Source organism: Treponema primitia ZAS-2 (assembly GCF_000214375.1).
GTDB lineage: Bacteria > Spirochaetota > Spirochaetia > Treponematales > Breznakiellaceae > Termitinema > Termitinema primitia.
Genome location: NC_015578.1, coordinates 3,281,830 through 3,296,224 on the forward strand (window position 1 = coordinate 3,281,830; position 14,395 = coordinate 3,296,224).

Annotated in this window: 9 protein-coding genes; 8 read left to right on the forward strand and 1 reads right to left on the reverse strand. The window is 51.9% G+C overall.

Annotated features, from left to right (window positions below; genetic code table 11):
* Positions 1-4: 4 nt before the first annotated feature.
* Positions 5-2,626, reverse strand: coding sequence for an efflux RND transporter permease subunit (locus TREPR_RS14180; RefSeq protein WP_041611223.1), 2,622 nt, complete (start codon positions 2,624-2,626; stop codon positions 5-7).
* A gap of 105 nt (positions 2,627-2,731) precedes the next feature.
* Here TREPR_RS14180 and TREPR_RS14185 point away from each other — a divergent pair, with 105 nt between their 5' ends.
* From TREPR_RS14185 to TREPR_RS14220, 8 genes are all read left to right on the forward strand, one after another.
* Positions 2,732-3,400, forward strand: a complete 669-nt coding sequence (locus TREPR_RS14185) for a TetR/AcrR family transcriptional regulator (protein ID WP_015709031.1) — start codon at positions 2,732-2,734, stop codon at positions 3,398-3,400.
* Positions 3,401-3,624: 224 nt separating this feature from the next.
* Positions 3,625-4,794, forward strand: coding sequence for a methionine adenosyltransferase (metK, locus tag TREPR_RS14190; RefSeq protein WP_015709032.1), 1,170 nt, complete (start codon positions 3,625-3,627; stop codon positions 4,792-4,794).
* A 96-nt stretch (positions 4,795-4,890) separates the two neighbouring features.
* Entirely contained in the window at positions 4,891-7,560 is a 2,670-nt protein-coding gene (locus TREPR_RS14195; RefSeq protein WP_015709033.1) for a TonB-dependent receptor plug domain-containing protein, read from the forward strand.
* 35 nt (positions 7,561-7,595) lie between these two features.
* Positions 7,596-8,750 carry a PPC domain-containing protein gene (locus TREPR_RS14200; protein WP_015709034.1) on the forward strand — a complete coding sequence of 385 codons (1,155 nt, stop codon included), beginning with the start codon at positions 7,596-7,598 and terminating at the stop codon, positions 8,748-8,750.
* A gap of 12 nt (positions 8,751-8,762) precedes the next feature.
* Positions 8,763-9,188 carry an alternative ribosome rescue aminoacyl-tRNA hydrolase ArfB gene (gene arfB, locus TREPR_RS14205; protein WP_015709035.1) on the forward strand — a complete coding sequence of 142 codons (426 nt, stop codon included), beginning with the start codon at positions 8,763-8,765 and terminating at the stop codon, positions 9,186-9,188.
* Between the two features lie 85 nt (positions 9,189-9,273).
* On the forward strand, positions 9,274-10,590 hold the full coding sequence (locus TREPR_RS14210; protein ID WP_015709036.1) for a hypothetical protein: 1,317 nt from the start codon (positions 9,274-9,276) through the stop codon (positions 10,588-10,590).
* Positions 10,591-10,602: 12 nt separating this feature from the next.
* Complete coding sequence (locus tag TREPR_RS14215; protein ID WP_015709037.1) at positions 10,603-11,268, forward strand: HAD family hydrolase; 666 nt, start codon at positions 10,603-10,605, stop codon at positions 11,266-11,268.
* 5 nt (positions 11,269-11,273) lie between these two features.
* Positions 11,274-14,393: a SpiroCoCo family coiled-coil protein gene (locus TREPR_RS14220; protein WP_015709038.1), complete on the forward strand. Its 3,120-nt coding sequence runs from the start codon at positions 11,274-11,276 to the stop codon at positions 14,391-14,393.
* The last annotated feature ends 2 nt before the right edge of the window (positions 14,394-14,395 follow it).

Genomic DNA, 14,395 nt, shown 5'->3' on the forward strand with positions numbered 1-14,395 from the left:
TTCCTTAAACCTCTCTATAAATAAATTTTGGTTTTATGGTTAACAAAAGGACCGGCAATACGGTAAGACTTACCAACCCACTGGTTCCCATGGTTAATGCAATAAGTAACCCCAAATTTTTCAATATTACAAAATGGGAAAAGTAGAGTACTGCAAAACCTGCGCCCACAGAAATTGCGTTAATCAGGATTGCTTTTCCTGATGCGGCAAAGGTGTTTTGCAAGAAATCTCCCCGCCCATGACTTTGTATATATTCACGTTTGAACGCTTCCATGTAGTGGATTGTGTAGTCAATGCCGATACCGATAGAAACACTGGCGACCATGGATGTTCCTATATTGAGTTTTATGCCTAAAAATCCCATCACCGCAAAGTTAATAAGTATGGATATGGAAAGGGGGACAATACCGATAACACCTGCAATAATTGAATGATTTGAAAAGCCGAGAATAAGAAAAACAATACCCAATGAAATAAAAACCGATATGAGCTGGGAATGTACCACCAGTTCATTCAGCGCCTCTTCTACCAGCGCCGTGCCTCCGATAATAACCTTAATATTCTCCGGCGCCATGGCATCCGTAAATCGCCGTATTTCCTGAATAACCCGGCCTGTGTCTATCATACCCAGAGTCCGCAGTTGTACGGTTGTCTTGATTGCCCTTGGCTCAAGGGCATCGTCGGAGTATGAATCAATGCTTCCTGAAAGGAGTACCAGATAATTTGAAACAAGACGCTGTAATTCCTCGGGCGTTGTTTTTCCATAAAATTCAGGGTCCCTGGGAATTTCGTAATAAGAAGCGCCTTCGTAGTTTATCTGCCGCGCTATGGACCGCATAAATTCCGAAGCGTTCATGGAATTGTTCTCGCCGGAATTTACAGCCCTGTCGAGAATTGAAAAGAACTCTTCAAAGGTATAGTCTTTTTTTACAGAAGGGGCTTGCCCATATCCATCCATCGTTTCTGGGTCCGTAAATCCCGCATCATCCCATTCTCCGAATCCCAAGCCCGTTTCTCCGCCGAAACCAAAACTGTCAAATTGGCCTTCACCTACTGTATAATTCTTTCGTATCCCCCCAGGACTTTCATCGGCGTTAAACACTTGATTAATCCGTTTAATCAGATCCGTAAATCCCATGGTTTTACCGGTTTCAGCTATGCGTTTCTCAAGGTAGGTATTGAGACCATCCATAGCACTAAGGCTTGCGGGCATAAGGAGGGTTTCAGAATTATCCGCCTCAAAAACCACATTTACTACCTTTGATCCGCCGAATTTATCACGGATAAACTTGTCGGAACGTGCAATATCTGTGTTGCTCTTAAAATATTCGATAAACACATTGTCAATGATAACTTTTGATACTCCATATACCGATATCAGTACAATCAGTGAGGTAAAGATAAGAACGGTACGCTTTTTCCGGACTATGCTTAGAAAAACATCCGTAACCACCCGGTTGGTTTCCCCGGCTTCCTCCTTTTTTTCAACTTTCCGCAGGGGGCGCGGGCCGCGAAGGAGCAGCAGAGCAGGTATCAGTGTCATTGATACGGCAAAGGAAACAATCACGCCGAAGCTGGAAAAGAAGCCAAATTCCCGGATGGGGACAACCTTGGTAAAGCAAAAAGAGCAGAAACCGGCGAAGGTGGTTAGGGCGGCAAGAGAAATAGGCTTTCGGATCTTCCGCATCAGGGCAATAACAAGAAAGCGGTGTTCTTCGGCATTAAGAGATTTGCTTCCAATATCCTCAATATAGTGGGTTATTACATGGATACCATAGGCGCTTCCCACGGCAATGAGAATTACCGGTAATACCGTCGAAATAATCGACAGCTTAATGTCAAAGAGGGGCATGGCTCCCACGGACCAGATGACGGCAATTACCACCGTGAGCAGGGGCAGCAATACCGCAGTAAGGCGGTGGAAAGAAAAGAACAGCACTAACAGTACCACCAGAATTACCAGGGGAATCATAAGAACCAGATCAGCACCCATTGATTCGTTAATGGTTTCAGAAATTATTGGCAGTCCGGTAACGTAGACTTCCGCCATGCCGGAAAACATTTCCTGCGCCATGTCACGAATTTTAAGAAATTCATCCGCAACATCCCTATTGCTCATATCATCATCACTGATATCCAGGGAGACAAGGATTTGTGTCGCAGCAAAATCATCGGAAACCAGGGAATGGCGGTACATATCCCAGGAGAGGATCCGCCGCTTAAGTTCGGCAATTTCCGCACTTGTGCCGGTAAAATCATCACCCACCAGCTTTTCAACCACAATGGAATCCCCAACCCCCGCTATGTATTTGGATGAGACTATGGAGTTGACATCCCCCACAATGGTTATTGCTTCAACCCAGTTATTAAAATCCCGGATCCTGCTTAAGAAACCGGCGTCGAAAATATCGCCGTATTTCCGCTCCAGGCCGATAAGGATAAAGGATGAACCGCCAAAGGTATCGTCAATCAAACGGTTTGTTACTTTTGCCGGATCAGTATCCGGAACAAAACGGGAGTTGTTATTATCCAGCTCCGCCCGGGGAAGCTGGAGGGCAAAGAACAGGGTGATTATCCCTATGATTACCACGATCAGAACGGGATGCTTGTATATTTTATCCATCATTTCTCCCAATTTAGAATGTTACACTTGCACAAGATGTTACAAACGTATTATCTTGTTGTTAAAGAGACAATAGTTTTGATGCAAGAATGGACAAAGGGGGCATAAGTGTTGCATAAAGTGAATACAGACAACCGTCAGGTTCAACGGACCCGGGGGTGGCTCCTGGAAGCCCTGCTCATCCTGTTGGATGAAAAGCCCTATGAAAAGATAGGCATTTCGGATATTACCAAAAAAGCCGGGGTCGCCCGTCAGACCTTTTACCGTAATTATGACACCAAGGACGATATTGTTATTCAGTACCTGGATGACATTTTTACGGCTCATTTGATACGGATAAAGAATATCTCAAACCACGATAAAACAAACAAGGTCATCGCAACGCTGCGGTTCGAACAGATAATTGAACACAAAGAAAATTTAAAAAAATTATTCAAAGATGAAACCGAACATTTATTTTATTCTTATTTTAAAAAGTGGGAAGATATAATATCTGATTTATATAAAAACAAATTAACAAAAAAAGATTATTTGTCATTCAGGTATATGGTAAAATTCCAACTCGGCGGCAGCCTTAGGGTGGTCATAGACTGGTTCCAGCATGATATGCCCCTGCATCCGGCTAAAATGGCCGAATTAGTTGCCGATTTTCTTAAACCCTTTGAAATACGGAATACCAGTATTCCTAAACTTCTGGTGGTCATTACCCAGGATGAAAAAATAGTTACATTAAAAAGTGGAAAGAACACGAAAGGCAAGGGCCGGCGTCACGAATAAGCGTATCGGCTCTGATAACCGGTAGGAGCAATTTGCGGTTTTCCTTTTATATACTATACATTAGTGTAGTATAATTGAAATATAAACTGAGAAGCCTGCCGTTTTTCTCACTAGTAATTATTTTTGTTCTTTATTATATTACAATAATCACGGGTGGGTTTACTAAGATTAGACCTATTCATGATATAGAAAAAACACAAATTTTTTAAAAGAGGCGGAAAGTAATGGAAAATCGGCGCTATTTTTTCACTTCGGAATCGGTTGGCGAAGGCCATCCCGATAAACTCTGCGATCAGGTTTCTGACGCTATCCTTGATGCATGCTTCAAGGAAGACCCCCAAAGCCGGGTCGCCTGCGAAACCTACGCTTCAACCTCCCTGGTCCTGGTGGGCGGGGAAATCACCACGAAAACCTTTGTGGACTTCCAGGACGTAGTCCGGAATGTGGCAAAGGAAATCGGCTATACCGATCCCGCCTACGGGCTGGATTACCAGTCCATGGCGGTGCTGGACATGATTCACAGCCAATCCCCGGATATCAGCCAGGGAGTTTCCGGCGTGGGCCTTGATGAGTACAAAGGCCAGCAGGGGGCGGGGGATCAGGGTATGATGTTCGGCTTCGCTTGTAACGAAACCGAGGAACTCATGCCCCTGCCCATCACCCTGGCCCATAAGATCCTGCTCCGGGCCACGGAATTGCGGAAAAACAAAACCATCAAATGGCTGCGGCCGGATGCCAAAAGCCAGGTTACGGTGGAATATGAGGGGCACAAGCCCATACGTATCGACGCGGTGGTGGTTTCCCATCAGCATGACGATGGGGTTTCCTATGAGGAAATCAAAAAGACCGTTATTGATCAAATTATTAAGCCGATTCTGGAACCCACAGGGCTTCTGGACGGGAAAACCAAGTTTTACATTAATCCCACCGGGCGTTTTGTGGTGGGCGGCCCCTTCGGCGATACTGGCCTGACGGGCCGGAAAATCATCGTGGACACCTACGGCGGCATGGGCCGTCACGGGGGCGGCGCCTTCTCCGGCAAGGACCCCACCAAGGTGGATCGCTCCGCCGCTTACGTGGCCCGCTATGTGGCCAAGAACATCGTGGCCGCCAAACTGGCGGAACGGGCTGAGGTTGAACTGGCCTATGCCATCGGGGTCCCCTTCCCGGTTTCGGTGATGGTGGATACCTTTGGTACCGCCACGGTCCCTGAAGTCAAAATTGAAGAAGCTGCAAAACAGGTCTTTGATCTTACCCCGGCGGGGATCATCAAAGAGCTGGACCTCCGCAGGCCCATCTACCGCAAAACTGCCAGCTACGGCCACTTTGGGCGTTCGGAATTCCCCTGGGAAAAGACCGACAAGGTAGAGGCGCTTAAGAAAGCGATTAAGTAGTAAGCCTACGGTGAAAGGATTCTAACCGCAAAGTAAACCACTTTGCGGTTTTGTTTTTTCAACCCCAGCTGTTGATTATCATGCAGGGATGTGTCCATGAGAAGTGTCCGAACCGCCTACTTTATCCTTCTCTGTTTTTTCTGCTTAGGGCCGCTTTTTGCCCGGGATGTGGAGATTACCGTAAGCGATGCGGACCTGGAAATACCCCTGGAGGGGGCGGTGATCCGGTCCTGGGACGGCGATGAGTATTACTGCGACGAAGAGGGCCGGGTAAGCATACCGGTCCCGGATGACCGGCCGGTGGTGATACGCATTGCCTACCCGGGTTATGAAAACGGCCGGCTCATGATCCCGGTGACCGGGGAGCGCTTCTCAGGAACCCTGCGCCTGGGCGGGGTCATGGAAAACCGGGAACTGGTGATCGAGGCATCTCCCCCAGAGGAGAACGAAATCCGCAGCGGGCGCAGTATTACTATTGCTGGGGACGCCCTGAACCGCACCTCGGAGATCGGGTTTATCGAAGATGTGATGACCTCAATAAAACTGCTGCCCGGGGTGGGATATTCGGGAATGTTCAATGCCCAGCCCTCAATCCGCGGAGGAGACCCGGGGGATCTCATGGCAGCCATGGACGGCTTTTACATAGAAGAGCCCTATCACTGGGGGGGAGCCTATTCCATCTTTGTCCCCCAGATGGTGGAAAGCGCCCGGCTTTCCCACGGCATTTTTTCCGCCCGTTATGGACACACAATTTCCGGGCTCCTGGAAATTGTTTCCCGCAAACCTTCCCATACGGAAACCCAGCTGGACCTGGGGGTCTCAACCAGTGAAACCAACCTGGGCCTGTCCTTTCCCCTGGGTGGGAGGGGGGGTATTTCCGCCTCAGGCAAGGTAACCTATTGGGATCCCTTTGTCTTGGGAGCCCAGCAGCTTTCCAAGGGGGTTCCGGAAATTGAAGTAATCAACAGTATTACTACTGCCCCCTATATCAGGGATTTCTCCCTTAATGGGGATTACCGGTTTTCCACCGATATGGACCTGAACTTTACGGGCTTTTTCGGGGGAGACGGGGTAGGAGCAGAGTACCAGAACACCTTTACCAGGGACGAGCGCCACCGGGACGTGGACCTGGATTTTGATTGGATGAACTACACCGCCTTTGCCATCACCGGTTTTACCTGGAGCCCCCGCAGTGATATGCTATTCAGGGCAAGTGCCGGGATTGGCTTCTATGAATCCGACCTGATTGCGAAGATCAACATGAATCAGGAACCGGGCCCCCCGACGGTTTCCGATCCAGGAGACGGAGATCCTGATGAAGGAGATCCGGCTGAAGGAGACCTTGAAGGCGAAGGAGATACGGAAGACGGAGAAGATACGGAAGGGTCGGGGGACGATATGTCCGACATTGATATTGAAAGTCGTATCCGGAACGTAAAGACAGATATCCACAGTATATCTACCACCATCAACTATCAGGGCAGAGTTGATTTTGACTGGGAACCCGCAGAGGGCTTCCTCTTTGCTGCGGGATTGCAGGAATTGTATGCCCAGTGGATTAAAACTGAAAACATTGACAGTCATATACAATTTGAAGAGCCCGGGCCGTATTATAGCCCGGACTTCTGGAGAGGTCCCGGAAACCGCAAGCTGGAGGTTTTGAATCAGGGGTTCTCTTCGTCGGTTTATTCCCTGCTGGAATACCGCAACCCCTCCCAGAAATACGGCGCAGAATTAGGGCTCCGGCTGGATCATTTTTACTTTGTGGGAGCGGATTTTACTCTGCAAACCCTGCCGGTTTTTAACCCCCGGCTCAACCTTGACTACAGTGTTTTCAAAAACAGGGGCATCATTGATGATCTCAGTGTCACCACCGGAACCGGACTTTTTTCATCCATGAATGACGCCATTACCAGCATTGCCCTAAGTAATAATATTGATGATTTTGAACTGAAGCCAAACCGGTCCTGGACTTCCCTTCTGGGGCTTAAGATTGATTTTATCCGGGGATTCAGTTTTAATATTGAAGGCTATTTCAAACATGTTTTTGACCGGGCCTATACAGTAACCAATGTCTATAGTAATAGTAGCAATAATAGTAGTAATGATGATGATGATGATGATGATGATGACGACGACGAAGGCGAGAGCGAAAATGTACTCTACAGAGAGATATCCGTGACCGACTACCGGTTTAACGGGACCGGCAGGATCATCGGCTTTGATTTTATACTACAAAAAACAGAATCCCGGTACTGGGACGGGTGGCTATCCTATTCCTTTACCTGGGCCCAGTACCGGGATCCAAACGCGGCGCCTGATTTCCCCCCGACCCTCGACAGTGATGGTGTTACTATGTTCGCCGACAGAAGCCGCTACGCTAAAACCGGAAACGGCTGGTATTACCCATCCTTTCACCGGTACCACAACATCAACCTGATACTTAATCTCAAGCCCTCAAAGGCATTCAACATAGGGCTGCGCTTCGGCTTTGCCACCGGCCGTCCCGATGATGATGACAATGACGAGCGGGAGGGTTTTTCATGGCCCGTAGATGTAAAGTTTTCTTTCTTTCGTTTCAACCCCAAGGGCAAGGTCAACACTGAAATATACCTTGGCATAGAGAACCTCCAGGCCCTGGTATATGACGTCATCTGGATATCCCGGGTCAATGGCTATACCGGCGAAGAAGAACCCAGTGAGTATACCCCTGTGTACGATCTGCCCATACCCATGGTTTCCTTTGGGTTCAAGTGGCGGTACTAATAGGCATGCATAAAAAAATATGATACCCTTCACCCATGATGCTATTCCGATTGTATGTACCTATACTGTTGTTTTTTGGTTTGAACACCCTGGTTTTTGCGCAACTTGCAACGAATTCCCCTGCCCAGTCGGTTAAACCGGATGCGAATGAACCGGACAGCATGGTATCCCCTCAGCTCATTACGCCGGACAATTCATGGATTTCCAGGACCATCCACGAAAATGATACCGACTGGTTCAGCTTTACCGTAGACAGTGACCGTGAGCTTATCATAGAAACAAAGGGCGATATGGATACCTATATGGTTCTCTATGATGCACAATCCGGGAACGAGCTTGCGTCGGACGATGATGGCGGTGATGAGGGAAACTCAAAAATTGATTATATCAATCAAAAAAAGACAAGCTATCTGGTTAAAGTAACCAGTTTTAGTAACGAGACTACAGGCTCCTACCAGTTTCAGGCCCGTACCGAAACACTTGCCCGGGACATCAGCGAACCGAACGATACCCGTTCCCAGGCAACAACCATCACCCTGGGAATCCCGGCCAACGGTATCTTCCAGTCCGCTGCGGATATTGACTGGTACCGGGTCACGGTTCCCGCAGGGGGTGGGCAGTTGGTTGTTTATACCGAAGGCAGCCGGGATACCTACATTGAGCTTTGGAGCGGGGCAGATGAAAAGCTTGCGGAGGATGATGATTCAGGCGCCAACTTTAATGCCCAGGCAAAAGCCGTTGTTCCGGCGGGAATCTTTTATATCAAGGTTACTGAACTTGAGGGGTACCTGGGCCGTTACACCCTGAATGCCAGAGTTCAGGAGCCTCCCAAGCCTGACAGCTATGAAAACGACAATACACCGGGAACCGCAAAACCCATTGCCCTTGGAGCCCCCCAGGAGCATACCTTTAGTGACGCCTCGGATATTGACTGGGTGCGGTTTACCATTACTCAGGCGGGTTCCTATGAAATCAGATGTAACGCCTCAGACAGTCTGCTGGACAGTTATCTTGAATTATATGATGCCAATGAAAACAGCATCGCTGAAAACGATGACGATGGGGACAGCCTTAACGCCCGGATCAGGCAGCGGCTGGAACCGGGAACCTACCTAATCAAGGTACGGACCCTGAGTTCCGACCCCCTGGCGGATAATCGCTATACCCTCAGGGTTTCGCTGGTACGATAGGAGTCGTAAACCATGAACCAATCCATTCTGCGCCAAACAATCCGTCTCGCCGCCCAGGCAAGCTTCTCCCGCTCCGGTGGTCCCGGTGGGCAGAATGTCAACAAGGTGAACACCAAGGTTACCCTGCGCCTGGCCTTGAGGGATTTAGCGGGGATTTCCGAGCCGGAGCTGAACCGCCTGCGGGAAACCCTGGGGTCCAGAATTTCCGCCGGAGATGGCGGGGAGGAAATCGTCATCGCCGCCAGCGAGGAACGGTCCCAGCATACCAACCTGGAGCGAGCCTATGCCCGGCTGGAAATGCTGGTAACTAATGGTGCCCAGCTCCCCAAACGCCGACGCCCCACCAAACCCACCCGAGCCAGCCGGGAACAGCGGCTGCAATCAAAGCATCTCCACGGGCAGAAGAAGCAGGAGCGGCAGACACCGGGGATGGAGTAAGTCACTCTCGGTGCTTGAATTTAGAATTCCTGTATTGCCCCACCCCTTCACTCTTCCCTGAAATTCACCGATAGTTATAGAGTATATGTATAGTTCCAGGCTCGTCCGCCCATTTATCCCCTTCCTCATCTTTCTGGGCATTCAGGCAGCCCTTTCGGCCCTGGATCTGCCGGTGAACCGTATCCCCGACGATTCCTCCCTGCGCATATCCCTGGCAGATGCCTGGTTTACCGAGGCGCCCTCGGTGGTGCTTAACCGGCGGCGGCAGATTCGGGAATTGCCCGGAGGCGGGCGGGTGGAAGTACGGACCGAAGCGGTGGGGGAAGAGTTCATGGTCATCCTGGCCCGGGAACAGAACGGCGCCTTTACCGGGTGGGCCCAGGGGTCCTGGGTGCTGACCCGCCGACGGGACGATGGCCGCAGCTTGCGGATACGGGTGTTCCCCCAGAGCGATTTCAATACCTACGTCCAGTTCAGGCCCTTTTCCGCGGATAAGTGCGTCATGGATGTGGTGGTCTACAATTCTTATATAGTGGATTCCCTGCCCCTGGCGCTTCCCTTTGAGCGGCTCTACGTGCTGCCCCTGGAGGAGGTCCTGGGTCTGGCAAAGGACAAATTTCCCCGGCGCTACTTTGAGCCCCAACTGGGGGCCTACCGGGATATCAGGACCTTTATCAATGAACTCCGGGAGCACATCCCTGAGCTGAGCTTCCGGGACGATGGCGCCCTGGATGATCAGGGGCAATACGTTTTCATCAATGACCTGAAAGCCCAGGACGGAGAGGCAGGGCTTAATTGTTCCGGGTTTGCAAAATGGGTGGTGGACGGCCTGCTCAGGCCCCTTACGGGGGAGCGGCTTTCCATTGCCCCCCTGAAGGCGCCTTTCGGGAAACGAGGGTCCAGCTTTACCGAGCCCTACGAGGCGCTGCGGGACCCTTTCTTCGGTCTTGACTGGACCCGGAACCTGGCTTCCGCTGCGGGGCGGGCACTTCTGGACCCGGCCTTTGGGGAACTGCCGGAAATTGAGGTGCAGGACGCCCCCTTCTCTTCGGTGATACGCCGAGAAAAACAGGGGTCGGTGGTCCGCACCTATCCGGGCTACCTTCCGGATGCGGGGTTCGGCATTGACGGGCTCCAGCCCTTGCTCTATACCCTGGCCATAAACGAGCCGGGACGCATCTACCTTGCCTCGGTGAGTGCTGAAATGGACCCGGCACCCCGGATGCGCCAGCATTTCCATGTGGCGGTGCTGATCCCCTACTTTAACGAATACGGCAATTTCCGGGTCGCGGTGTTTGAAAGCGCCGAGGAAACCAGCTTCAATAATTTCAAAACCCGGTACCCCAGCTATTACTCGGTCAATTTAGTCCGCATACCCGTAGAAAGCGCCTTTGATCCATAGTATAAAGATAGTATGAGTAAAATCCACGGGGTTGCCTTTGATTTGGACGGAACGTTTTACCCGAATTATCGGTTTTATGTCCGTCTCCTCCCCTTTATTTTGAAGGAATACAGGTACCTCTGGGCCTTTGGCAAGGCCAGAAACGCCCTGCGGGCGGAATTCCGGGAGGGTGAATTTTACGATCTCCAGGCCCGCCTGATGGGCGACCGGCTGAAGCAGGACTGGATGGCTATCAGGGAGCGGACTGAGCGGATCATTTACCGGGGCTGGGAACCTCTTTTTAAAAAGGTCAAGCTCTATCCCCATGTCCGGGAAACCCTGGGCGTTTTTAAGGAGTCGGGCCTTACCCTGGGGCTGCTTTCGGATTTTCCCCCGGTGCTTAAACTGGAATACCTCGGGCTGGACTCCTTCTGGGACGCGGTGATCTGCTCCGAACATACCAACCGGCTCAAGCCTGACCAAACGCCCTTCCTTGAACTGGCCCGGCAGATGAACCTACCCCCGGAACAGATACTTTACGTGGGCAACAGCGTTCCCTACGATATTGTGGGCTCTAAACAGGCGGGCATGAAGGCCGCCCTAATCGCCACCAATCCCCTGAAATCCCTGCTTAACCGAAGTAAAGCGGATTTTGTTTTTTCCGACTATCGCCAATTACGCAGTTTTGTGTTAGGCTAATAGCAATGATTTTTACGGTTGGAAATCTTTTAACCCTGGGTATAGTTGTCATCGCCCTTATCCTGTTTCGTCAAGTTGACAGGAACAACCGTTCCCTGGACAAGATGCGCAAGTATGGGGAGCACCTCAAAGAAGACCTGGACGGTTTTGTAGCCCAGAAGGAAGCCGCTGTCCGGGACTACGGGGTAGAACTGGATGTGCATCTCAAGTCCGCCAAGGAGCTGATGCACCGGCTCCAGGTGACCGACGAGGATCTGGGAGCCAAAGCTACGGCGGTGGCGAACCTGGATGAAAAAATCAAAACCTACGATTCCACCCTGGGCGAACTGGTCCGCATGACCGTCCGGGTGCAGGAAAATTTGAACCGCATACGGGATGAATCCTCCTTTGTGGAGGGGGTGGGGAAACGGGTCTCGGAGGCCAAGGAAAAGCTCACCCTGGTGGAAAAGGGCCTGGCAGACCTGGGCCGGCATTTTGAGCAGGAGAACGCCGCTTCCCTGGAAAGGGCCGCCGAGTCCATGTTGGGAGAAGTCCGGTCCACGGTGGCGGATCTCAGAGCTGCGGCGGAAACCGTAGAACGCCAGGTGGATGATCACCGGGAGGCGGTGAACAGGGTAGAAAAGTCCCGGACCGAAAACCTTGCGCGGGATATGGAGACCGTGGAAAAAACCCTGCGTGAGGCGGTGGAGCAGGCGGGGCTTCGGGCGGACAAGATGGAAGAGGCCGCCCTGGTTAAGCTTCGGGAACAGGCCATGGAGCGGGTTCAGCGTTTCCAGACCGTGGTGGAAGAAAAACTCAAGGTCTACCAGGAAAGTTCCAAGGCCCGGCTCACGGACATACAGGATCTGGCGAAGACCATCAAGGAAGAGTGGAAGGCTGACTTTGCGGTGATGGACGGTCAGCAGAAAAACAATAAAGAAGAATGGAAACGGGATATCCAGGATCTGAACAGCCAAATCCAAGATAGCCGGGATGACTGGAAGAACCTGGTTGAACAGAGTAGCACAGAAGTACGAAATGTAACGGCCTCGGTGGCCGCCCTGGAAGCTAATACCGCCCGGACCGTGGCAGAGCTTGAGGCCAGGCTGCGGGAACTGGACGGGCAGACCGCCAATGCGGTTACCCTCATGAAGGAGCGGCTGTCCAAAACCATCGAGGATGCAGGGCAAAAGGCCCTGGAAACGGCGGACGCCAAGCTCGGTGAATACCGGGCGGCCCAGGCCCGGGAATTTGAGCGCCTGGGTTCCCTGTCTGAGGACGGGGCCAAGCTGGATGCGGAACTGCGCCGGTATATGCAGGAAACAGAAAACCGGGTGCGCTCTGACTTTGCCCTCTTTGAGCGGGATTTTGCCGGTACCCGGAATGCGGCAGCTGCGGAATTTGCTTCGGGAATGGACGCGCTCAGGGCGGAAGTCGCGGGGCTTGAAAAGGAACTGACCGCTCTCAAGGCGGATGCCTACGACCGGGTATCGGACAAACTCAAGACCTTTGAGGACGAATTTGCCGCAGACCTGTTCCGCCGCCGGGATGAATTCGACACCCGGCTCGGCAAGTGGAAGGATAGCCTGGACTCAGAACTGACCGGGCTTGCCGAAGAATCCCGGGAGGGTCGGCGCAAACTGGAGCAGAATTTCGAGGACGAACTCCAGCGCCGCTTTGCCGACGAGGACGCTCGGATGGTATCCGAGCTTGAGCACCTTAAGGCCGAAGCGGGGGCCTTTGAAGAGGGGATACGAAACCAGTTAGCCCAAGCGGATGAAACCCTGGGGACCCTGAAGGATCAGCTTGATCGGAACCTGGATGATGCCCGCCTGAGCGCCGAATCCTCGGTCAAGGCGGAGCTCGGCCGCTTCTCCCTTTCCATGGCGGAAACCCTTAAGCAGTACCAGCGGGAAATCGAGGAGGATCTCCGGAAGATTTCCGCCCAGGTGGAATTCCGCAGCGGCGAATTCGGGGAACTCCTGGACGAATCCCGGCGGAACATCGACGAATGGCAGGGCAAGTTCGCCGGCCAGATGCGGGACCTGGACGTTTCGGTGGACGAATACCGCCGCAAAGTCCGGGACCTTGGGACCGAAAACGATGAGCGCATTGCAACGGTTCGCACAGCTATTGAAAACATCCGGGAAGAAGCCGCCACCCAGCGGAGCGAAGCCTTTACCCATACCGGCGAGCAGGTAAAGGTGTTGGATGCAGCTATCAAGGACGCTGACCGGCGGATCAAGGAATTCCAGGCCCAGACCAAACTCTTTGAACAGGCGGATCAGCTAAAAACCGATTTGGAACGGAAAATCGAAGATATGCGCAGTGATATGAGCGGCCTTGAACAGCGCCGGGCCGAAGCTGCGGAGCTGGAGATCAAATTTGTCAAGATAAAACGCCTAGAAGAAGATGTGGACGCCAAGATGGTAAACTTCCAGTCCGAAAAACGCCGCATCGAACTTATGGAGGCGGACTTCAACCGCCTGCTTCAGACCTCCCAGTCGGTAAAAGAAAAACTCGCCCAGGTTTCCGCCACCGACGACACCCTCCAGGCTGTCCAGGTGCAGATACGCCGCCTGGAAGATGCCCTCAGCGATACTGAGGAAAAGTACCAGCGCATAGAAAAGAAAAACCAGACCCTGGAAGAAACCAATTCGGGTATTGATCAGAACTTCAGGGCCCTGCAGGAAGCAGAAAAGACGGTGCAGCGGGTGAACCTGGACATGCAGCGGCTTACCGAAGAGGAAGCCTCCCTCCGATCCTCCATAGAAAAACTTGTCGCAGAGAACAGCAAAGCTAAGGAAGCTGCGGAAAAAATTTCCTCTCTGGACGAACTCCTGAGCGCCGTGGAAAGCCGCATGGAAAAACTACAAACCGTCCGGGAATCCCTGGCCAAAGCGGAGACCCGGTTTCAGGAAATCAACAAGAGCGCCCAGGAACAGTTTAAGTTCATGGCCGCCCTGCTCAAAGACGAGGAGCCGGGCAAGAGACGGAAAGAACGGGGCGCCCCCCCCATAGGCTCACGGGAAACGGTAATCCGGCTGAAGCAGCAGGGCTGGTCGGTCGAGGAGATTGCCAATACGATGAAACTTGCGGTGGGTGAAGTGGAGCTGATCCTGGAAATGGGGAACCGGGGGGTCTGAGT